We start from the raw sequence: 20,940 nt of genomic DNA on the forward strand, positions 1-20,940 counted from the left end.
TGGCTGACGAACTGGCCACTGCGGTCCCGCAATCATGGACGGCCTGAAAGGCCGACTCAACCTTGGAGGTTGCCTTTCGCGGGAAAGACAACCTCTCCGCAGCGGCCCTGCACAGTCCACCGGACTGTGCAGCCCATGCTTACCGTCGTAGCGCTCTAATCAGGCGTTGCGCGACGCGGACGAACTGGCCACTGCGGCCATTGCGCGCGGGGCGTGGAAGCCGCGGCGGGCGAATTCGTCGGCGATCTTCTGCGCGATCTCCTCGCTCTTTCCCTCGTCGACCAACGCGATGATGGAGCCGCCGAAGCCGCCACCGGTCATGCGGGCGCCGTAGGCGCCGTTGCGGCGGGCCACGTCGACGGCCACGTCAAGCTCGGGCACGGTCACCTCGTAATCGACGGCCAGTGAATCATGCGAGGCGTTGAACAGGCGGCCGGCCTCCTCGATGTCGTTGTCGGCGAACGCGTGCACGAAGCTGCGCACACGCTCGATCTCGGTGACGACGTGGCGCACGCGCTTCTTCATGATTTCGTCCGGCAGGGCGTCCAGCGTCTCCTTGAGCGCCTGGAACGGGTCGCCGGCCTTCATGATGCCGTCGGCGCAGTAGCGCAGGTTCGGCACCTTGAGAATCTCGGCGGCCTTCTCGCACGTGGCGCGGCGCTCGGCGTACTGGCCGTCGTTGAGCTGATGCGGCGCCTGCGTGTCGAGCGCCAGCAGTTCGAGCTTGTTGGCCTTCAGGTCGAACGCCTGCTGCGAGACGTTCTCCAGCGGCGTGAGCTCGGGACGGCAGTCGAGCAGCAGCGCCTTGTTCTCCTCGCAGCGCATGGACGCGTTCTGGTCGAGTCCGCCGGTGGAGGCGCCGGCCATCTCGTTCTCCGACCTGATGGCGGCGTTGATGAGCGTCACGCGACCGGCATCGGACTGGCCGTAGCCGAGGCCGTACACGTCGTCCAGGGCCAGGGCGGTGGAGCAGGTCATGGCGGCGGACGAGCTCAGGCCGGAACCGAGCGGCACGCAGGAGACGAACGCGGCATCGAAGCCACGCACGTTGAAGCCCTTCTCACGCAGCGCCCAGGCCACGCCGATCGGGTAGGCGCCCCAGCCGTCGACGCCGCGCGCCTCGAGCCCGTCGAGTTCGGCGGTCGTCACTTCGTCGGGGCTGATTTCGGAGACCACGCGCGCGGTCGTGTCGGTACGCGGCTTCAGCGCGATGTACGTGCGGTGCGGCAGCGCGATCGGCAGACACAGGCCGGCGTTGTAGTCCGTATGCTCGCCGATGAGGTTCACACGTCCGGGGGCGCTCCACACGCCTTCGGGCTTCTCACCGTATGTTTTCTCGAACAGTTCCGTAACGCGCGCAACACCCTCGTCCGCCTCGATCGGAGCGATGAATTCTACCTGAGCCATGATTCTCCTTCCTTGCAGCATGGCCGCCATACCCGAGCATATGGTGTTCGCCGGCAATGCACCATACCGTTCTCGAACAGATTTTGTTTAGGTATGTTAAGTTTTGTTCGCTTAATGAACAAGTATAGTCACAATAGCCGTAAAACCGCAATCCACGGCGCGTGATTCGCCAGAGACCGACGAAGCATCGAACCGACTCCCCCTCAGTCCGGCCATGCCGGACGGCTCCCCTCGATCATGAGGGGAGCCAGAACATCTCCCAAGCGTCGGCCGACGCGTGCGAACGATGACTATGCGATGTCGATGGGGCCGAGCTCATGGAACCGCTTGGCGATGAGCTCCGGCGTGGTGTCGGAGATCCATGCGGCCATGCCCGATTCGGAGCCGGCGAGGTACTTGATCTTGTTCGCGGCGCGGCGGAACGAGAAGAACTGCAGGTTCAGACGGTAGTGCGCGCGGCGCGGGTCGTGCACCGGGGCCTGATGCCACGCGGCGATGTACGGCAGGTCCATGCCCTTGCCGTCGCCCTTGTCGAAGAACGCGTTGCCGCGCTTCAGAAGCGTGGAGTACATCTGGGCGAGGTCCCAGCGCTCCTGGTCGTTGAGCTCGTCGAGCGTGAGCACGTCGCGCACCGGCGCCACATGCACCTCCAATGGCCAGCGGGCCGCGGCCGGCACGTAGGCCACCCAGCTGTGGTTGCGCATGACCACGCGCTCCTTGGCGTCCAGCTCGGCGTTCATGAGGTCCTTGAGCAGGTTGCCGCCGGTTTTCTCGAAGTACGCCTCGGTGTGCTTGAGCTCGGCCTCCATCTTCGGCGCGATGAACGGGTAGCAGTACACCTGGCCGTGCGGGTGGGCCAGCGAGACTCCGATCTCCTGGCCGTGGTTCTCGAACGGGAAGATCTGCTCGATGCCGTCCATGGCGGAGATCTCGGCGGTGCGGAACGCCCACGCCTCCACGACCGTGCGCAGTCGCGAGACCGGCAGGTCGGCGGGCAGGCCGTGCTCGTTCGGGTCGAAGCAGATGACCTCGCAGCGGCCGGCCGCCATCTTCTTCTCCCACAGCGGGTTGCCGTCCACGTAGGTCACGTCCTCGGAGCGGCCGGGCACGCGCACCATGGAGGGAAAGCGGTTCTCGAACACGACGACGTTGTAGTCGGTGTCGGGCACCTCGCCGTCCTGATACGGGTCGCCGGGCTTGCGCGCGGCCAGCGGGTTGCCCTTGGCGGTGGCGCCGGGGCCGGCGGTGATCGGACGGTTCATACGCGCGGTGGCCATGGGGATCCAGTCGCCGGTCAGCGGATCGCGGCGCATCTCGGGGGCGGCGTACGGCACCTCCTCGCCGGCGGCGTTCAGCTGGTTGCTGAAGCGGTAGGCCAGCGGACGCGGGTCGTTGAGCTCGCGGGTCTTGGCACCGGAGACGTATTCCGGGTCGTCGTCGAGATAGAAGAAGTCACGTCCGTCGGCAAGCTTCGTCGGCGTGATGCGGATATGCTCCTTTGCATAGTCTCCGGGCACATACTGGGTGAATTCAGCCATTGCTATTCTCTTTCCTTGTCGGTGTCGCCCTGGGAGGCCAGGACGAGTTGTTTCACCAGATCCTTCGCCTGTTCGGCGTATTCGCGGCTCAGCCCGTCATCGGTGATGAGCACGTCGATGGAATCGAAGCTCGCGAACATGGAGAGCGACGTGTTGTCCCACTTGGTGTGGTCGGCCAGCACGATCTTGCGGTCGGCGATGTTGATGAGCGCCGCGTCGGTGGCCGATTCGAGCGAGTTCGGCGTCAGGAAGCCCCTGGGCATCGACACGGAGTGTGTGCCGAGGAACAGCGTGTTGACGCGCAGCGACGAGATCACCTTGTCGGCGATGGGGCCGACCAGCGAGTTCGAACGGGTGAGCACGCCGCCGGTGACGATGACCTCGGCGTCCTTGTTCTCCATGGCCTGCACGAGCTCGGCCACGGGGATGGAGTTGGTGAGGATGGTGATGCCCGACGAGTTCTCGCTTTCCAGCAGATGCTGGGCGAACACGTAGGCGGTCGTGCCGCCGCCGATGGCGATCACGTCGCCCGGGGAGACGTAGTTGATGGCACTGCGCGCGATGGCGTCCTTGAGGCCGATGTCCATTTGCGATTTCACGGAGAACAGCGGTTCCGCAAGCAGTGTGCTGGTCGTCACCGCACCGCCGTGAACGCGCTTGAGCAGACCTTTATCCGCCAGCTCCGCAATATCTCGACGGATCGTCATTGATGAGACGCCGAGTTCCTTGCTCAGTGCGGTAATGCGTACGGCCCCGCGGGTGCGGAGCCTACTCAATATCACATGCTGTCGTTGTGAGGAAATCATAGTAACATTATCGCACACAACTACTCAAAAAGTAAAATCAAATGAACATGCGGCGTATTCCCCATTGCGTCACCCGCGCCATGGCCTCCACCACGATCGCCGAACTCATCTTCGACACCCCGCGGGCACGCTGCACGAACGTGATGGGCAGCTCGCGGATCACGCCGCCCGCCGCGACGACATGCCTCGTCATGTCGATCTGGAACACGTATCCGCCCGATTCGACGTCGGCGAAGTCGATGCGGCGCAGCATCGACGCATGATAGGCGCGGAACCCGGCGGTCATATCGAACACGCGGATGCCCAGCATCGTGCGCGCGTACCACGAACCACCCCGGGAGATGAGGTCGCGATACCACGGCCAGTTCTCCATCCTCCCGCCGGGCACGCGACGCGAGCCGATGACCAGGTCGACGTCCGGCTCGCGGCACGACAGCGCCACCAGCCGCGCCAGATCCCGAGGACGATGCGAGCCGTCCATGTCCATCTCGCAGATCACGTCGTAGCCATGGTCGAGCGCCCAGGTGAAACCGGCCAGATACGCCGGCCCAAGACCGTTCTTCTCCCTGCGATGCAGCACATGGACGCGGCCGTCCCCCTCGGCCATCGCATCGGCCAGCCGCCCCGTGCCGTCGGGAGAATTGTCGTCGACGACCAGCACATGCACCTGCGGGCAGTGCCTGAACACCCCGCCGACGGTCGTCTCGAGGTTCTCCCGTTCGTTATAGGTCGGCATCACCACCAGAACGGACGGCGACGCCGGCCATGCCGCGGCGCCGGCCGTCCCGTTCGTCTTCGCGGCCCCCACGCCGTTCGCCGCCATGTCCGTCTTCGTCACGTCCGACGTCGCGACATTCGACGTCGTATCCGCATCCACCGTACTGTTCGCGTCCGCCACTGCGCACGTCCTTTCATCATCCGTCGAGACCGTCCGGCATTCAAGCATCACACATTCGCCGACGACACGACAGTGTATCGGTTTCCAATTTTTTTCGCGGCACACGCCCGCCGCCGCCATCCGCCGTTTCCCTACGGAACAACCGGATTCACGACACGCAGCCGACGACGACTCGCGACGCCCGTCGTTGTGACGCTTCACATTTTCGCACGCGTATCATGAACCCCGCGCTAAACTAGACACTCTAGGTGTCGATTTCTGTCCAGGGACAACGAAGCACGGAGGTGAGGACCCTAGTGATCCACGAAGCCAATGAGTTGGAGGATCAACGCGACGCTCTTCTGCACACCGCCCTCTTCAAGCAGGTGCGTCCTGAGGAAGCCGACTTGCTGCTACCCCATCTTCAGCGCCGGTATTGCGTGAAGGGCGACACGATCTTCCGCGAGGGCGATACCGACCACCGTCTGTATCTGTTGGAGACCGGACGGGTCAAGCTGATTCGCGAATCCAGCGACCATCGCATCCATCTGCTGAGCATCCACGGCCGCGGCGAGGTGCTCGGCGAGATTCCCGTGTTCGACCCGACCGGCGGCCCGCGTACCGCGTCCGCCATCGTGATGACCAACGGCACCGTCGTCTCCTCGCTGGAGCGCAGCGCCATCTTCGCATGGCTGGACGAGCATCCGCGCGTGGCCATCGACATGCTGCAGGTGATGGGCAACCGCGCCCGGCTCAACAACGAGCGCATCACCGACCTCGTGTTCGCCGACGTCCCCGGACGTCTCGCGAAGACGCTCATCGACCTGGCGCAGCGGTTCGGCGAGCCGAGCGAGGACGGCCTCGTGGTGCCGCACGACCTGACGCAGGAGGAGATGGCCCAGCTGGTCGGCGCCTCGCGCGAGACCGTGAACAAGGCGCTGATGGAGTTCACCCAGCGCGGCTGGATCTCCCGCAAGGGCCGCACCATCATCATCTACCAACCTGGAAAGCTCATCCGTCGCGCACACCAATAAATGATGTGCCACGCGGCGGAGCCGCAGCATTTCGGCCCCGCCGCCTCCATGGAATTCCCAGCGAATCCCCATGGAATGGCAGTGCTGTGGAGATTGCATGCCCAGCGGTAAAAGGTAGAGTCGGCATTTTACAATGGGCAGCATGCCCGAAAAGAAACCAAAGACAGCACGTCGTGTATTCACGCTGATCCTTGCCTATATTATGTTCTGCGTCACCGGTGGCGTGGTCGCGTCGGGATTCCTGCTTCCCGCAGTGTTCGGCGCCAACACCGTGGCCCAGAGCCTCACCGCACAGCTGAAGGCCGAAGACATCGACTTCGAGCTGGCCGACCTGCCGCAGCAGTCACGTATGTACGCGCGCGACGGCAAGACCGTCATCGCCACGTTCTACGAGCAGAACCGCATCATCGTTCCGCTGAAGAACATCTCCGACTACATGCAGAAGGCGGTCGTCGCCCGTGAGGACCACCGATTCTTCGAGCATACCGGCATCGATCCGCAGGGCATCGCACGAGCCTTCGTGCAGACGTACATCAAGAAGGGCGACACCCAGGGCGGTTCGACCCTCACCCAGCAGTACGTGAAGAACATCCTCATCGACCAGTCGCTGGAGAAGGACGACCCGATCGCCGCCTACCATGCGCAGGAGGAGACCATCGCCCGCAAGCTGCGCGAGATGCTCATCGCCGTGGAGCTGGAGAAGAACTACAGCAAGGCCGAGATCCTGCAGGGCTACCTCAACATCGCCCAGTTCGGCAAGAACACGTACGGCGTGGAGACCGCCGCGCAGCGCTACTTCTCCAAGAGCGCCAAGGACCTCAACCTCGTCGAGGCCGCGACGATCGCCGCCATCACGAAGAACCCGACGAGCTACGACCCGACCGTCAACCCGGACGAGGCCGAGAAGCAGCGCAACATCACGCTGGACCTCATGAGCGAGTGGGGTTTCGTCGACAAGTCGAAGACCGACGAGGCGAAGAAGATCCCGATCGAGAAGACGCTGCACCGCAAGACCGTGGCCGTGGGCTGCCAGTCGGCCGGCAACGCCGCGTACTTCTGCGACTACGCGCTGCATCAGATCGAGAACTCCCCGAAGTTCGGCAAGACGCTGGACGACCGCAAGAAGCTCATCAAGCAGGGCGGCCTCAACATCTACACCACGCTTGACGTGAACGCGCAGAACTCGGCGTGGAAGGCCGTCACCGACAACCTTCCCGTCAATGACCCGAGCGGCTATGAGAACATCATCGCCGCCGTGAAGCCCGGCACCGGCGAGGTGCTGGCCCTGGCGCAGAACCGTATCTACGACGTCGCCGGCGCCCCGAACACCACAAAGACCTCGGTGAACTACGCCGTGGACCGCGCGGACGGCGGCGGCAGCGGCTTCCAGGTCGGTTCCACGTGGAAGCCCATCAACTTCGCGGCATGGCTCAAGGCCGGGCATTCCATGAACGAGTCGCTGGCCACGTACACGAGCTATCCGGTGTCGTCGTTCCCCGGCGCCGGCCGAGCCTCCGAGGTCTGGGAGCTGCAGAACTCCGGCGGTGGCACGGTAAGCCCCGAGACCCCGCTGCAGGCACTCAACCAGTCGCATAACACCACGCAGGCGTCCATGGCGCAGATCATCGGCCTGAACGCCATCGCCGACATGGCCAAGACGCTTGGCTACCATCGTCCCGACGGCCAGGCCATCGGCAAGCTGTCGCCGTCCATGGTGATCGGCACCATGCCGGCCTCGCCGCTGACCATGGCGAATATCTACGCCACCATCGCCGGCAACGGCGTGGAGTGCACCCCCATCGCCATCACCAAGATGACCAGCGCCTCCGGCAAGAACTACGAGGTGCCCAGCGCCAACTGCCATCAGGCCATCTCCAAGGAGATCGCGCACAGCACCGCCTACGCGATGAACCTCAACGTCACGCAGGGTATCGCCAAGGACGCCCAGCTGAGCGACGGACGCCGCACCTACGCCAAGACCGGTACGAGCGAACAGAACGCACTGGCCACGTCCGGCTTCATCCCGCAGGTGGCGGCCTTCGCCATCATCACCAACGCGGAGAACTCGGGCCAGAACCTGTACGGCACCATCAACGGCGTCTACCGCTCCACCTGGTACGGTTCCGACATCGCACTGCCGACGTGGAAGCAGTTCATGGAGGGCTACATCTCGTCGGCGAAGATTCCCGCCGACAACAGCTATGGCCTTTCCGACGAGACCGGCGGTTCGGCAAGCTCCGGCACGACCAGCGGCAGCGAATCGGGCACGTCGGGAACCACCGGCGGCACGGCGGGCACGACTGGCGGAACCACCGGTTCCACGGGCACCGGAACGGGCACCGGCACCGAGGGCACGACCAACGAGGGCCAGTAAGCCAAGCGGGTCAAGGCATGATGGCGGCCGGACGGCCGGCGTCATGTGGTAGAACAGGCGTAGGGGGATAACCTCTACGCCTGTTCTGCGTTATGGCGTCCGTCCGCCGCGAATGCCATGAACCATCCGTATCCGACATGTGGGAGGAACATCATCATGGCGAAGAAGGAACCGACTACCGCCGCAATGGCCACTACGACAAAGAGGAAGACGGCGAAGGCCGTCAAACCGCATCTGTTCGACCCGCTGACGCTGCGCGGTCTGGAGATTCGCAACCGTGTATGGCTGCCGCCAATGGACACGTATTCGGTGTTCGCGCGGGACGGCAAGCCCACGCCGTTCCACTACCAGCATTACGTCTCGCGTGCGCTGGGCGGCTTCGGCATGATCATCGCCGAAGCCACGGCCGTCAGTCCCGAAGGCCGCATCTCCCCCAACGACGTCGGCCTGTGGAACGACGACCAGGTCGCCGCATGGAGCTGGATCGTCGACGGCATCCGTCAGGCCGGCGCCGTCCCCGCCATCCAGCTGAACCATTCCGGACGTAAGGGCTCCACCGGCTCGTTCTCCATCGGCTACCATGACCAGACCGTTCCGGCCGAGGCCGGCGGCTGGCGGACCGTGGCGCCGAGCGCCATCCCGTTCGGGGACTACGCCACGCCCCACGAGCTGAACGTCGATGAGATCCACGGCATCGTCGACCAGTTCCGGGCCGCCGCCGAACGCGCCGTACGCGCGGGGTTCCAGGCCATCGAAATCCATGCCGCCCACGGCTATCTGATCAGCGAGTTCCTCGACCCGCTCACCAACGAACGCACCGACGAATACGGTGGCGACCTCGACGGCCGCATGCGTCTGCTCATCGAGGTGACCGACGCGATACGCAGCGTCATCCCCGACACCATGCCGCTGCTGGTGCGCATCTCCGCCACGGACTGGGCGGCCGGCGGCTGGGACCTCGATCAGACCATCGAGACCGCGCGCGTGCTGCGCGGCCATGGGGTCGATCTGATCGACGTCTCGACGGGTGGCATCATCGCCGGTGTGACGATTCCCGTCGAACCGGGATACCAGGTGCCGTTCGCGCAGCAGATCCGCAAGCGCGCGGATGTGCGCACCACGGCCGTCGGACTCATCACCAAGGCCAAGCAGGCCGATAAGATCATCCGCCGGCGCGACGCCGACGCCGTGGAGATCGGCCGTGCGGCGCTGCGCAACCCGTACTGGCCGCTGCGCGCCGCCTACAAGCTCGGCATCCCCGACGAGAACGCGCCGTATCCGGACCAGTACGTCGCCGGAGCCTTCTAGCGCACGTCCACGCCGACGGCTTCGGCGACGTTGTCGAAGCCGTCCTCGTGGAGCAGCTCGACCAGTCCGCGCTTCAGCGTGGTGATGTTCTGCGGGCCGCAGTACATCAGCGACGAGATGAACATGACCAGCGAGGCGCCGGCGCGAATCTTCATATACGCCTGCCTGGGCGTGAACACGCCGCCGATGCCGGCGATGGCGAACCGGTCGCCGTATTCGCGGTAGGTCTGCGCCACCATGGCGTCGCTGCGCTTGCGGCACGGCAGACCGGAGAGACCGCCCTTCCAGTCGGCGGGGACGTCGTCCATGCCGGTGCGGTCCTTCTGCAGGTTCGCGATGGAGACGCCCTGCACGTTGTGTTCGGCCAGCACGTCGAGCAGCTCCTTGAATTCGGGCCACGGCTTGTTGAGCGGCAGCTTGACGAGCACCGGCTGCGGACGGTCGACCTTGTCGAGTTCAGCAAACAGACGGTCGAGGTTGTTCGGGTCGCTGGTGAACGGCTCGCCGGCCATGGTGTTCGGGCAGGAGACGTTGATCTCGATCATGTTCGTACGGCCCACGGCGCGTTCGAACGACGTGCGGTAGTCGGCGATGCCCTCGTCGAGGTCGCCGACGAGATTGTCGTTCGTGCGGGCGATCGATACGGACATCCTCATGGTCCTCGCGTTCGTATAGGCCTTCTCCGCGCGGGCGATGACCTTGTCGGAACCGATGTTGGCGAGGCCGGCGTGCACGACCATCGAACCGTAGTCGGGCAAGCGGTGGAACCACGGGCGGGGGTTGCCGGCGCAGGGACGGGCGGTCGTCGAACCGACGGTCTCGAAGCCGAATCCGGCGGCGTCGAGCACGGCCGGCAGGTCGCAGTTCTTGTCGAGACCGGCGGAAAGGCCGAACGGGTTGTCGAAGCGGATGCCCATGACCTCGGTCTCCAGGGCGGGGTCGGTGTAGTCGAGCATCTCGCGCAGCATCCACATCAGCGGCTTCACCCGGCCGGCGGCGGCGCAGCCGGCAATCATCGCGTCATGCGCCTTGTCCGGCGGCATGGCGAAGAACATCTTCTTCGCCACGTTCCGGTAGGCGAAGGTGAACAGATCGGTGCTGGCCTTGTTGATGGCGTTCTGTACTGGCGACTGCGACACGTAACTCATACGTCCCTTTTTACACGCTTCCGCCGCCCGACGCCAAGGAATCCGATAGATCCGGTCACGAAAGTCGGTTGATTCGGTCACGAAATCTCTAACTTGGTCGAATCCGTTATAAGGGCCCCATAATCGACGTCCTTATGAACGGTTCGGCCAAGTTTCGTGGATATTCCGGTCAGGTGATGCGATACGTCCATTCCCGGGTCTCGTATTTGTCGACGGCCAGGAACCGTGCCTCGTCGATGACGTCGGCCGACAGAACAGACGGACGGGACGAGAAGATATCGGCGAGCGCGTGGTCCCGCATCGATTCGACGACGGCCTCACGGCTCAATGCCGTGAGCGTGCGCAACGGCGTCACGCGTTTCTTCGCCGAGGATACGGCCTTGTCGACGAGCTTCTCCCCGGATATGCGCAGCACGTGGGTCATGAGTTCGGCGTCGATGTCATAGGCCATGGTGACATGGTGAAGGATGCAGCCGGGGCCGCGGGAGCCGTCCGAGGCACGCCGAGGCGCGGGGAAGCGGCGCTGGGCGGCGCCGCCGATCTTGCCGCCGTCGACCGTGGCGATGTCGTTGAGCGGCTGCGGGACGGCGGGGATGCCGATGGCGTGCAGGGCGTCGAACGCCCACGCATCGCACAATCGGTAGGATGCCGCGGCGTCGAGGCCGGCCGTGAACCCGGACGGAACGTACAGCGAATACGTGATGGTCTCGTCGGGGCGGACGAACATGGCGCCTCCGCCGGTCACTCGGCGCACCACCGTGAATCCGGCCGATGCCGCCGCCTGTTCGTCGACCTCGTTGCGCACGGACTGGTAGGCGCCGATGACGACGGCCGCGCTCCCCCACCGCCAGAATCTGAGCGTCGGCGGCAGCTGGCCTGCGGCCACGCGCCGCGCGATGACCTCGTCGAGCGCCATCTGCATGGCTGGGTCATAGGGTTCGGCGTCGATGATGACGTCGACGCACGGGACGAGAGCGGACCATCGTCTGGCGAAATCGTCATTCCCCGGACCGTCGAGAATCTCCCTGGCGGTCGGGTTCTCTTCCGTCTGACCGGACCACCGGCCGTCGTTATCCCGTGCGCCATGGCCGAGGGCATTGGCGACGGCACGCATCGTGGCCGTGGCGATGGCGTCGGTCGTGGTGCCGATCAATCGTACGTTCGTATGGTCGGCGATGACGGCGGCGATGACATCACGCAGTCGCATTGTGTCGATCGGCAGCGGCCGTCGGGCAAGAATCCGTTCGATGCCGGTTATCAATGTCATATCGGCGACGCCGGTGTCGTCGGTTTCCTCGATAAGGAAATCGCCGTCGATATGGGCCTCCGTCACGATGATGTCATCATCGCCGTTCCCGTCATCGCCGGCGGCCGGTTTGCCGCTCCCCAATCGGACGGACACCGCCACAAGTTTGCCGCTCGGCGTCTTGTATTCGCCACGGCCGACGGTTTGCATCGGCCCGGCTGCGGACCTCGCGGCGCCGTACTCCACGGCATCGGGTTCCACGGCATCGGACTCCATGACGGCGGATTCGGATTCAACGTTGCGTATGACCATACCGCCACCGTATCGGCCGCTGTCTACCGCCGCTCGAGTCCGGTTCGTCGTACCCATACGACGGATGGGAACCGCACGACTCCCCCGGTTACCATCCGTTGCACGAAACATGACAGACAGGAACCGTAGCCCTCCCCTGCGTCCTGTTCGCCAAATCCCACGCAACGGACAGGAATCTTAAGGATTCCTCGGTTCCCATCCGTTGCACGATACGCGACGAATGGGAACCGCACCATCTCTTCGCGTCCCGTTCGTCGCGTACATACGACGAAACCGCCCCGTAGATATTCCACAAGGCGGTTTTGTTGGATGCGAGCGACGCAACGATGCAGTGCCTACAAGGCTTGCATGGCTTGCAACGCTCACAGGCGGGCGAGGATGTCCTTGCCGACCTGTTCGGTGCTGCGCTGCGTGGAGCCGAGCTCCTCGATGTCGGCCTCCACGGCGGCGTCGATGCGCTCGGCGATCTCGTCGTAGCCGAAGTGACGCAGCAGCATGGCGGTGGACAGCACGGCGGCCGTCGGGTTGGCGATGCCCTTGCCGGCGATGTCGGGGGCGGATCCGTGGATCGGCTCGAACATCGACGGGTATTCGTTGCTGGCGTTGATGCAGCCGGAGGCGGAGTATCCCACGCCGCCGACCACGGCACCGGCCTCATCGGTGATGATGTCGCCGAAGAGGTTGTCGGTGAGGATCACGTCGAAACGGCTCGGGTTGGAGACCAGGAAGATGGTGGTCGCGTCGATGTGCAGGTAGTCGTGCGTGACCTCCGGGTACTCCTCGCCGACCTTGTCGACGATGCGCTGCCACATGTCGCCGGCGTTGACGAGCACGTTCTTCTTGTGCACGAGGGTGACGTGCTTCTTGCGCTTCATGGCCAGCTCGAAGGCGTAGCGCACCACGCGCTCGACGCCGTAGGCGGTGTTGATGGAGACCTCGGTGGCCACCTCGTTCGGCGTGCCGACGCGCACGGCGCCGCCGGCGCCGCAGTACAGGCCCTCGGTGCCTTCACGCACGACGACGAAGTCGATGTCGCCGGGGTTGGCGAGCGGCGAGGTGACGCCCTTGTACAGCTTGGTCGGGCGGAGGTTCACGTACTGGTCAAGCGCGAAGCGCAGCTTGAGCAGCAGGCCGCGTTCCAGGATGCCGGCCTTGATGCGCGGGTCGCCGACGGCGCCGAGCAGGATGGCGTCCTGCTTCTTGATCTCCTCGAGTTCGTCGTCGGGCAGGATGGCGCCGTCACGCAGGTAGCGCTCGGCACCGAGCTCGAAGTTGGTGTAGTTGAAGTTCACGACGCCTTCGGAGGCCTTCTCCAGCACGGCCTGGGCGACGGGCGTGACTTCCTTGCCGATGCCATCGCCGGGGATGACCGCGATGTTCAATGTCTTGATGTCATTTGCCATACCCAACAGGGTAGGTGCGCCCGTCCGGAAACAATCCCGCCGTTCCGTCTTATGGACACATGCCGGCTCCCCTTTCCGGGAAGGGGAGCCGGCCGGTCCTCGTTCTACTCCTCGATGCCCATGGCGGAGAGGCACCAGGCGTTTTCGTAGGAGATCTCCTGCCAGCGCTTGTAACGGCCCGTCACGCCGCCATGGCCGGCCTCCACCTCGATCTTCGCCACGGCGTCGACCTCGGCGTCCGGCTCCTGCAGGCGGGCGATCCACTTGAGCGGTTCCACGTAGAGCACGCGCGTGTCGTTCATCGACGTGGTGATGAACATGGCAGGGAAGTGCCTCGTGCCGTATTCGCGCTCGCGCTCGTCGGCGTCCTGCACGTTCTCGTACGGCGAGTACTGCTTCATGTAGCGGTAGACCTCGGCGTTGTGCAGCGGGTCGCCCCACTCGTCCCATTCGGTGACGGTCAGCGGCAGCGACGTGTCGAGGATGGACGTAAGCGCGTCGACGAACGGCACGTCCGCCTCGATGCCCGCGTAGAGCTGCGGCGCCATGTTGGCCACGGCGCCCATGAGCAGGCCGCCGGCCGAGCCGCCGTTGGCCACGGTGCGCTTCGGGTCGGCGATGCCGTTGCGCTGCAGGGCGGCCGTGACGTCGATGAAGTCGATGAACGTGTTCATCTTGTTGAGCTTGCGGCCCTGCTCATACCAGCCTCGGCCGAGCTCGCCGCCGCCGCGCACATGCGGCACGGCGTAGAGCACGCCTCGGTCGAGCAGGCTCAGACGCGGCACGGAGAAGCTCGGGTCGGAGCTGATCTCGTACGCGCCGTAGCCGGTGATGAACATCGGCGCCTCGCGGCGGTCGTAGCGCGCCGACATGTCCTCGTACGAGAGCGTCAGCTCGCGCGGCACCTCGATGACCTCGTCGGTCAGGCCCTCGCGCGCGCCCTCCAGCGCGGGGATGAGCCCGCGGCGCCACACCAGCGAGACGGGCACATGCTCGCCGTCGCGCACGCGCACCCACATGCGCTTTTCGGCGTAGTCTGCGGGGTCGAAGTCGCCGAGCACGGTGGCGCGCTTGAGCAGCACGTCGGTGTCGGTCTCGGGATCGTATTCATGCAGCTCGCCCGGCTGCGTGTAGCTCACGGTCGTGTAGCGCATGCGCGGCGCGTCATACGAGGGGTTGCCGCTCATGCCGATGGAGTACAGCTTGCCGTCCACACGCGGCACGATGCCGCCGAATCCCCACGGGCGGCCGGCGAGGAAGTCCTCCTTGGCGGCGCGCTTGGGCATGACGGCCAGCTGCGGCAGGCTGTCGGCACGGTACGACAGCGCCACGAAGTGCCGGTACATGGCGATGCCCTCGATGCGCAGTCCCTGCACGCCCTGCAGGATCTCCGGATTGTCGGGGATGTCGCTCAGCGTGCTGATGGACTGGTATCGGGTGGCGCGGGTCTGCGGCGTCGGACGGCCGCCGTGCGGCGGCTCGCATCCGGCGAGCGACCCCTGCGCCACGCATACGCCCTCGCCGAGCGTGTACGGCGGCTGGTGGGTGCGCATGTCGATGACGTCGATCTCGAAGTTCGGGTTCGACACGTTGTGGATCACGAGGGCGACGGGGATGTTGCCGGCCTCGTCCTCGAACTCGGCGAAGCTCACGTCGTATTCGACGCCTTCGGTGCGTTCGATGAACGGCTTGAACTCGCCTTCGGGGTCGTCCACCGAAAGCATCAGCACCTCGGACGTGGTCTTCGACCCGGATTCGACGATGATCTGCTGTTCGTCGAACGAGATGCCGACGCCCACCCAGAACCGCTCGTCGGGGTCGTGATACACCTGCACGTCGTCGTCGGCGCTGGTGCCGACGCGGTGACGCCAGACGCAGTAGGGGCGCCATGCGGCGTCGACCTTCGTGTAGAACACCCATTTGCCGTCGGGCGTGATGCATCCGCCGCCGGCGACCTCGTGGATGGTCTCGGGGAAGTCCTCCCCCGTTTCGAGGTCGCGGATACGCAGGTCGTAGCGTTCGTTGCCCGTCACATCCACGCTATATGCCATGAGACGTCCGTCATGGCTCATGTCCATGCCGCCGATGCTGAAGAACTGGTGGCCCTCGGCCTCCTCGTTGCAGTCGAAGACGATCTCCTCGCCGACGGGCCGGTCGCCGCCGGCCGCGGCGATGGTCGGGGGATCCCAGTCGTCGGCGCCGCGGATGGGCACGCGGCACTGGATGCCGTACTGCTTGCCCTCCTGCGTGCGCGTGTAGTACCAGTAGCCGTTCATGCGCGTGGGCACCGACATGTCGGTCTGCTGCACGCGGGAGCGAATCTCCTCGAACAGCGTGCCGCGCAGCGTCTTCAATCCCGCCATGCGCTGCTCGCAGTATGCGTTCTGCGCGGCCACGTACTCCTGCACGCGGTCGGATTCCTTGTCGCGCATCCATTCGTACGGATCGCTGAACGTATCCCCTTGAGCGCGGCGTCGGCTGGGTTCCTTCACGGCCTCCGGCGGCTTGAGCCCTGCGACGTCCGTCCATCCATTGTCCACAGTCATACGCTCAAGTATCCCACGCTTTTATCGGTTTCTTATAGAATTCGGCGGTTTTTCGTCACGAAGCATATGGATTGACGTCATTGATGACGGATAATGACGGCGATGGGGCCGCCGGACGATTCGTCGGCGGCCCCATCGGATGGACGACGTGGAATCGGACAGCGATGAATCGCGATCGGGATTCCGCGTCAGTGGAAGAGGTTCCTGAGATACGGCATCATCGTGTTCATGAGATTGACGCCGTTCGGACCGTAGAAGACCGGCACGTCGGGCACGGGTGCCGGCACGACCGGCCCGGTGACCCGCTGCGGCAGCGACCGGCCCATGTCGCGCGGACTGAGCTGGCGGATGCCGATGGCGATCACACGGCCCTTGTAGCGCTGTGCGATGGTGGCGTACGTGCTCGGGTCCTTCTGGCCGTCGTCGCCGAGGAGGATGAACCGCATTTCGGGGAAGTCGGCCATGAGCTGCTCGACGAACTCCAGCTTGTGCTGCACGCCGGAGGGGATGAACGTCTTCGGACGCGGGTCGAGGTCGCGCAGCAGCAGCGGGCCTTCGGGGAACCCGTGGTATTCGATGAAGTGGCGGATGGAGCTCTCCACGTTCCACGGCGAGGTCGACAGGTAGAAGAACGGGGCGTCGGGGAACAGCTCGCGCAGCTTGGAGTAGAACACCGACATCGAGGGCACCGACATGCGCTTGCGCGGGTTGAGGAACAGCATGTTGAACACGGCCCGCCACAGCGTGGGCACCTGCGTGACCATCACCGTGTCGTCGATGTCGGAGATGATGCCGACCTTCGCGTCGGCCGGGATCGTATACAGCGTGGAGTGCACCGGATGGCGGCGGTCCACCGTGTAGGAGACGTCATGCCTGCCGGGCGTCAGCTCGCGCTCGGCCACGAGGTCGAGATAGCCCTGCGAATCGGAGACGGCGAATTCGCTGCCCTGCTCGCGGGCGCTGTCGAATTTGTCGTACTGTTCGGAATCCCCCACCTGCACGGTGACCAGGGGGATGGAGTCGATGCTGATCTTCACCTGCGTCTCGGCGGCGGGGACCATGAACGCGGCGCGGATGCCGCGTGTGACCAGACCGGCGGTGCGCTGCTCGGGAGCGTATACGGTGCGGCAGATCAGCCGCGAATACGCGCCGGTGCCATAGCCCACATACGGCTCCACGCGCGGATACCATCCCAGACGCCGTGCGATGGCCGTGGAGAACAGGCTCCACAGGCCGAACGTGTGGGTCACGGCGCGGCGTGTGGCGCGCACGGCCAACGGCTTGAAGTCGATCTGCTCGCGACGGCTCGCCGTGTCGAAGTTCGACGTGGACGGCTGCGCGACGATCGGGGTCTCGGCCTCGACGGCCGTGTCGGGAGCGGAATCGGCGTCGGCCGCCGTCCCGCGACCGGAGGGAGCATGGGAATGGATGGAATGGGAATCGACCATGGTCAACCTTAGGTAGTCTTCGATAGTCTTGTTCTCGCCGCGCCGCCCGAAGGCGGGGCGCGGCGCATGGAGGCGTCCTTACTTGCGCAGCAGGGCGACGTATTCCTCGGCGTCCATCATGTCGGGCTCGTCGTCGTCAAGGGCGATCTTCAGCAGCCATCCCTCGCCGTACGGGTCGGAATCGACCACGGAGGGATCGTCGTATGCCTCGCGGTTGACGTACTTCACCTCGCCTGCGACGGGGCTGATCACCGGGGAGACGGCCTTGGAGGATTCCAGCGACACGATCTCGTCGCCGGCCTCGACGCGGGTTCCCGGCTCGGGGAAGTCGATGAACACCAGGTCGCCCAGTTCCTCGGCGGCATGCTCAGTAATGCCGATGACCACGGGGTCGACGGAATCGTCGAGCCACACGTGGTCATCGGAATACTTCAGGTGCTCGGGCACTTCGATGCTGCTGGCGGCTGCGGCCAGCTCATGGTCATAACGCTGTTCGTCAGTCATGACTCCAAGCGTACCCGCAGGCGTTTACCGCACGGCGCCGCTGGGCGTGCTGCCGGTCACTTCGACCATCGCGCCGATCGGCATGAAGTCGTAGACCCACTTGGCGTCCGCGACGTTCATGTTGGTGCAGCCGTGCGACTTGGGCGTGCCGCTGGCGATGCCGTCGGGGTTCCACGGGGCGCCGTGGAAGCCTTCGCCCTCGTTGTAGTAGGTGACCCACGGCACGTTCGGCGTCACGTAGTCCTCGCCGCGCATCGTCTGGCTCTCGTACTTGGTGTGCACGAAGAAGGTGCCGTTGTCGGTGGGCGTGGAGGGCTTGCCGGTGGAGACGTTGAAGGTGTTCACCAGGGTGGTGCCCTTGTAGGCGTAGGCCTTCTGCTCGCTGAGGTTGATGACCATGTGCGGGTCGCCGTTCGGCACGTCGTAGCGCACCTTGCGCGACTTGGTCTCGTACTTGACCACCTTGGCGTCGGCCTTGATGGTGCCGGAGGTGCCGTTGCGCAGCGCCGTGCACACCTGCTTGGTGGTGGCGGAGGCGTCGCTGTTGACCTCCACGCCGTTGACGCCCTTGACGTCGGTGGTGATCACGGTGCCGGCCGTGTTGACGACGTTCTGCTCGGCGACCATCTTCTGGTTCAGGGCGTCGGGCAGCGTGCTGGACAGGTAGGAGTTGATGGCGCTCTCGTCATACGAGAGGGCGATGGTGCCCTTGGTCGGGTCCTCGTTCACCTTGATCCACGTGGCGATCTGGTCGGCGGGGATGGTGAACGTCTTGGTGTCGCCGTTCGAGATGACGAGCTGGCTCGCCAGACGCGCGTTCGCGTCGTCGGCGGCCTTCGTGGCGGTGGCGTCGCTGATTGGGGCCTTGATGGTCTCGGTGCCGATCTCGACGGACTTGGTGTCGCCGGGCTCGGCCTTGATGGCGTTGACGGCCTGCTGGACGGGGGCGATCTTCGGCGACTCGCCGTCGCGGCTGTTGGACACGACGAACTTCTTGGCGGACGAATCGTACTTGACGGTGGCGTTGACCACGCGGGAGTCCTCGCCGATCAGCTTGTCGGAGAGGAAGGTGGTCATGGCGAGCTTGTCGCCGCTGGTCTCCAGGGAGACCGAGGTCTTGGCGAAGGGGTTGACCGTGCTGATGAAGTTCTCCTTGTTGGCGTTCATCAGGTCGTTGACGGTCTTGTCCACGTTCACGCTCACGCCGAGGTCGGTGAGCGAGGCGGTGGTCGAGGCGCCGCCCTTGACGGTCACCTTGACAGAGGAGTTGCGCACGGCGTCGGTCACCGTGTTCTTCAGTTCGTCGGAGGTCTGGCCGGCGACGGAGATGGTGCCGAGGCGCACGCCGGGGGCGGCCTTGTCCTTGAAGTAGTACTGTCCGCCGATGATGTAGCCGGCGAATGCGGCGAGGACCACAACCAGCAGGGTAAGCGCGACGATCAGCCCGACCGGCTTCTTCTTCGTCCTCACGGTCGCGGCGCCGTTGAACACATCACCAGACGCCGATGCCGGCAGGGGGGCCATCGTTACGGTCTGCGCCTCGTCCGGCGCAGAGGCGGACGAAAGAAAATCGAAGGACGCGCCCTGTTCGGGCCTCCCGTTCTCGAAGTTCTGTTCGTTAGTCATGATCTTCCCATTTCTCGTGTATTTTCAACGTTCCCAACTATACCCGCGCAAATGACATTTCCCGAGGGCCGTAATTGTGATTAATCCGACAACGAACGCGCGGGAGAACTGTGTCCGTCGAGGGAGACCGTGTCCATTGCAGGGCACAGTGGACGATTCGCATGGCCGCCGGACACCACGTATCGAGGGCGGGGGTGCCTCGCCCCGCGACGCGGCCCCGAAGCCGGCCGCCAGACGACAATGACCTTATTGACCTTATTGCAGGGGCCGGCCGTACCATTCCTCGAGCATGTACCGGGCGATGGTGGCCTTGCCGGGCACCTTGATGCGCCCCATGATCATCGCGTCGGTGAACTCGTCGCGGGTGAACCACCGGGCGTCGGCCGTCTCCTCGTGGTCCACGCGGACCTCGGTGGTCAGCGCGCGGGCCTTGAACGCCATCATCAGCGAGGCGGGGAACGGCCATGGCTGGGAGCCGAGGTACTTCACCTCGCCCAGCGTGATGCCGGTCTCCTCCTTGGCCTCGCGGCGGGCGGCGTGCTCGAGGTTCTCGCCGGCCTCCACGAATCCGGCGGAGACGGAGTAGAGGTTGTCCTTCCATGCGGCGTTGTGCTGCAGGAGCAGACGGTCCGAGGAGTCCACGATGGCGGTGATGACCGCCGGCTCGATGCGCGGGAACAGGATGCGGTTGCCGTCAGAGGCGTTGGTGCAGCGCTGCGCCCATCCGGCGAGCGCCGGCTCCACGGGCGAGCCGCAGCAGGGGCAGAAGCGCTGGCGGTTGTGCCAGATGCCGACGGTGACGGCGCTGGTGGCGAGGCCGGCGTCGCGCGAGCCGACGTGCGGCGCGAAGCCACGCAGGTCGACCCAGTCGAAGCGGGCCGCGGCCTTGCCTATCAGGGAGTCGTCGTCGCGGCCGAAGGTGTGGTCGGCGCCGAACTGGCTGCCGGGGATGTCGGAGGCGGCGCGGGTGATGTCGAGGGCCACGTAGTGCGTCTCCGGCGCGGCGCCGAGCCGGTCGGTGCCGAGGAAGATGGCGGTGACGCCGCGGTGCGCGCGCAGCTCGGCGCGCACGTAGGGGCCGGGGACCAGTGCGGGACGGATCTTCGCCACGTCGTATTCGACCTTCGCGGCGTCGCCCTTGGGCACGGCGATGAGTCCGTTGCTGATGAGCATCACCTGGGTGGCGGTCTCGCCGAGCACGGTGTCGATGAGGCCCTCCTCGCCGCGCCGGTCGACCTCATAGTCGATGGTGCCCTGCGCCAGAGGCAGGAACGGCAGCGCCTGGGTGAGCGCCAGCGGCGAGAATACGGGGTCGATGGAATCGGTCATGACAATCCTTACTGCTATGTCGGCTGTGTCGTCC

The 20,940-nt window shown here is 65.1% G+C and carries 15 protein-coding genes; 3 read left to right on the top strand and 12 right to left on the bottom strand.

Annotated features, from left to right (window positions below):
* Positions 1-159 precede the first annotated feature (159 nt).
* The 4 genes from galK to GFD18_RS04245 form a co-directional block, all read right to left on the bottom strand.
* Positions 160-1,407, bottom strand: coding sequence for a galactokinase (galK, locus tag GFD18_RS04230; RefSeq protein ID WP_163198249.1), 1,248 nt, complete (start codon positions 1,405-1,407; stop codon positions 160-162).
* Positions 1,408-1,697: 290 nt separating this feature from the next.
* Positions 1,698-2,945 (bottom strand): galactose-1-phosphate uridylyltransferase, encoded by a 1,248-nt coding sequence (gene galT / locus GFD18_RS04235; protein ID WP_163198251.1) that lies wholly within the window; start codon positions 2,943-2,945, stop codon positions 1,698-1,700.
* A gap of 2 nt (positions 2,946-2,947) precedes the next feature.
* Positions 2,948-3,751 (bottom strand): DeoR/GlpR family DNA-binding transcription regulator, encoded by an 804-nt coding sequence (locus tag GFD18_RS04240; RefSeq protein ID WP_163198253.1) that lies wholly within the window; start codon positions 3,749-3,751, stop codon positions 2,948-2,950.
* Between the two features lie 37 nt (positions 3,752-3,788).
* Positions 3,789-4,487 carry a polyprenol monophosphomannose synthase gene (locus tag GFD18_RS04245; protein WP_225432891.1) on the bottom strand — a complete coding sequence of 233 codons (699 nt, stop codon included), beginning with the start codon at positions 4,485-4,487 and terminating at the stop codon, positions 3,789-3,791.
* 446 nt (positions 4,488-4,933) lie between these two features.
* Between GFD18_RS04245 and GFD18_RS04250 the strand changes: the two genes are divergently transcribed.
* The 3 genes from GFD18_RS04250 to GFD18_RS04260 all read left to right on the top strand — a co-directional run bounded on the left by GFD18_RS04250 (position 4,934) and on the right by GFD18_RS04260 (position 9,344).
* Positions 4,934-5,662, top strand: coding sequence for a Crp/Fnr family transcriptional regulator (locus tag GFD18_RS04250; protein WP_318644314.1), 729 nt, complete (start codon positions 4,934-4,936; stop codon positions 5,660-5,662).
* 133 nt (positions 5,663-5,795) lie between these two features.
* A complete protein-coding gene (locus GFD18_RS04255) occupies positions 5,796-8,036 on the top strand; it encodes a transglycosylase domain-containing protein (protein WP_163198255.1) in 2,241 nt (746 codons plus the stop codon).
* A gap of 186 nt (positions 8,037-8,222) precedes the next feature.
* A complete protein-coding gene (locus GFD18_RS04260) occupies positions 8,223-9,344 on the top strand; it encodes an NADH:flavin oxidoreductase/NADH oxidase (RefSeq protein WP_225432892.1) in 1,122 nt (373 codons plus the stop codon).
* Here GFD18_RS04260 and GFD18_RS04265 read toward each other — a convergent pair.
* The 8 genes from GFD18_RS04265 to nudC all read right to left on the bottom strand — a co-directional run bounded on the left by GFD18_RS04265 (position 9,341) and on the right by nudC (position 20,906).
* Positions 9,341-10,492 (bottom strand): quinone-dependent dihydroorotate dehydrogenase, encoded by a 1,152-nt coding sequence (locus tag GFD18_RS04265; RefSeq protein ID WP_163198259.1) that lies wholly within the window; start codon positions 10,490-10,492, stop codon positions 9,341-9,343. The two genes, GFD18_RS04260 and GFD18_RS04265, sit on opposite strands and share 4 nt — an antisense overlap.
* 169 nt (positions 10,493-10,661) lie before the next feature.
* Complete coding sequence (locus GFD18_RS04270; RefSeq protein ID WP_225432885.1) at positions 10,662-12,050, bottom strand: lipoate--protein ligase family protein; 1,389 nt, start codon at positions 12,048-12,050, stop codon at positions 10,662-10,664.
* Between the two features lie 362 nt (positions 12,051-12,412).
* A complete protein-coding gene (locus GFD18_RS04275) occupies positions 12,413-13,453 on the bottom strand; it encodes a 3-isopropylmalate dehydrogenase (protein ID WP_163198261.1) in 1,041 nt (346 codons plus the stop codon).
* 104 nt (positions 13,454-13,557) lie between these two features.
* Positions 13,558-15,999: a S9 family peptidase gene (locus GFD18_RS04280; protein WP_163198263.1), complete on the bottom strand. Its 2,442-nt coding sequence runs from the start codon at positions 15,997-15,999 to the stop codon at positions 13,558-13,560.
* 188 nt (positions 16,000-16,187) lie between these two features.
* Positions 16,188-17,447 (bottom strand): App1 family protein, encoded by a 1,260-nt coding sequence (locus tag GFD18_RS04285; protein WP_100510082.1) that lies wholly within the window; start codon positions 17,445-17,447, stop codon positions 16,188-16,190.
* A gap of 78 nt (positions 17,448-17,525) precedes the next feature.
* Positions 17,526-17,951 carry a glycine cleavage system protein GcvH gene (gene gcvH / locus GFD18_RS04290; RefSeq protein ID WP_163198265.1) on the bottom strand — a complete coding sequence of 142 codons (426 nt, stop codon included), beginning with the start codon at positions 17,949-17,951 and terminating at the stop codon, positions 17,526-17,528.
* Between the two features lie 24 nt (positions 17,952-17,975).
* Positions 17,976-19,577, bottom strand: coding sequence for a L,D-transpeptidase (locus tag GFD18_RS04295; RefSeq protein WP_163198267.1), 1,602 nt, complete (start codon positions 19,575-19,577; stop codon positions 17,976-17,978).
* A 255-nt stretch (positions 19,578-19,832) separates the two neighbouring features.
* Positions 19,833-20,906, bottom strand: coding sequence for an NAD(+) diphosphatase (gene nudC, locus GFD18_RS04300; protein ID WP_163198269.1), 1,074 nt, complete (start codon positions 20,904-20,906; stop codon positions 19,833-19,835).
* Positions 20,907-20,940 lie beyond the last annotated feature (34 nt).

It is taken from the genome of Bifidobacterium saimiriisciurei (genome assembly GCF_010667655.1).
Classification (GTDB): domain Bacteria; phylum Actinomycetota; class Actinomycetes; order Actinomycetales; family Bifidobacteriaceae; genus Galliscardovia; species Galliscardovia saimiriisciurei.

Coding starts and splice junctions, on each gene's coding strand:
- galK (WP_163198249.1), bottom strand. CDS start 1,407: ATGGCTCAGGTAGAATTCATCGCTCCGATCGAGGCGGACGAGGGTGTT.
- galT (WP_163198251.1), bottom strand. CDS start 2,945: ATGGCTGAATTCACCCAGTATGTGCCCGGAGACTATGCAAAGGAGCAT.
- GFD18_RS04240 (WP_163198253.1), bottom strand. CDS start 3,751: ATGATTTCCTCACAACGACAGCATGTGATATTGAGTAGGCTCCGCACC.
- GFD18_RS04245 (WP_225432891.1), bottom strand. CDS start 4,487: ATGCCGACCTATAACGAACGGGAGAACCTCGAGACGACCGTCGGCGGG.
- GFD18_RS04255 (WP_163198255.1), top strand. CDS start 5,796: ATGGGCAGCATGCCCGAAAAGAAACCAAAGACAGCACGTCGTGTATTC.
- GFD18_RS04260 (WP_225432892.1), top strand. CDS start 8,223: ATGGCCACTACGACAAAGAGGAAGACGGCGAAGGCCGTCAAACCGCAT.
- GFD18_RS04265 (WP_163198259.1), bottom strand. CDS start 10,492: ATGAGTTACGTGTCGCAGTCGCCAGTACAGAACGCCATCAACAAGGCC.
- GFD18_RS04270 (WP_225432885.1), bottom strand. CDS start 12,050: ATGGTCATACGCAACGTTGAATCCGAATCCGCCGTCATGGAGTCCGAT.
- GFD18_RS04275 (WP_163198261.1), bottom strand. CDS start 13,453: ATGGCAAATGACATCAAGACATTGAACATCGCGGTCATCCCCGGCGAT.
- GFD18_RS04280 (WP_163198263.1), bottom strand. CDS start 15,999: ATGACTGTGGACAATGGATGGACGGACGTCGCAGGGCTCAAGCCGCCG.
- GFD18_RS04285 (WP_100510082.1), bottom strand. CDS start 17,447: ATGGTCGATTCCCATTCCATCCATTCCCATGCTCCCTCCGGTCGCGGG.
- gcvH (WP_163198265.1), bottom strand. CDS start 17,951: ATGACTGACGAACAGCGTTATGACCATGAGCTGGCCGCAGCCGCCAGC.
- GFD18_RS04295 (WP_163198267.1), bottom strand. CDS start 19,577: ATGACTAACGAACAGAACTTCGAGAACGGGAGGCCCGAACAGGGCGCG.
- nudC (WP_163198269.1), bottom strand. CDS start 20,906: ATGACCGATTCCATCGACCCCGTATTCTCGCCGCTGGCGCTCACCCAG.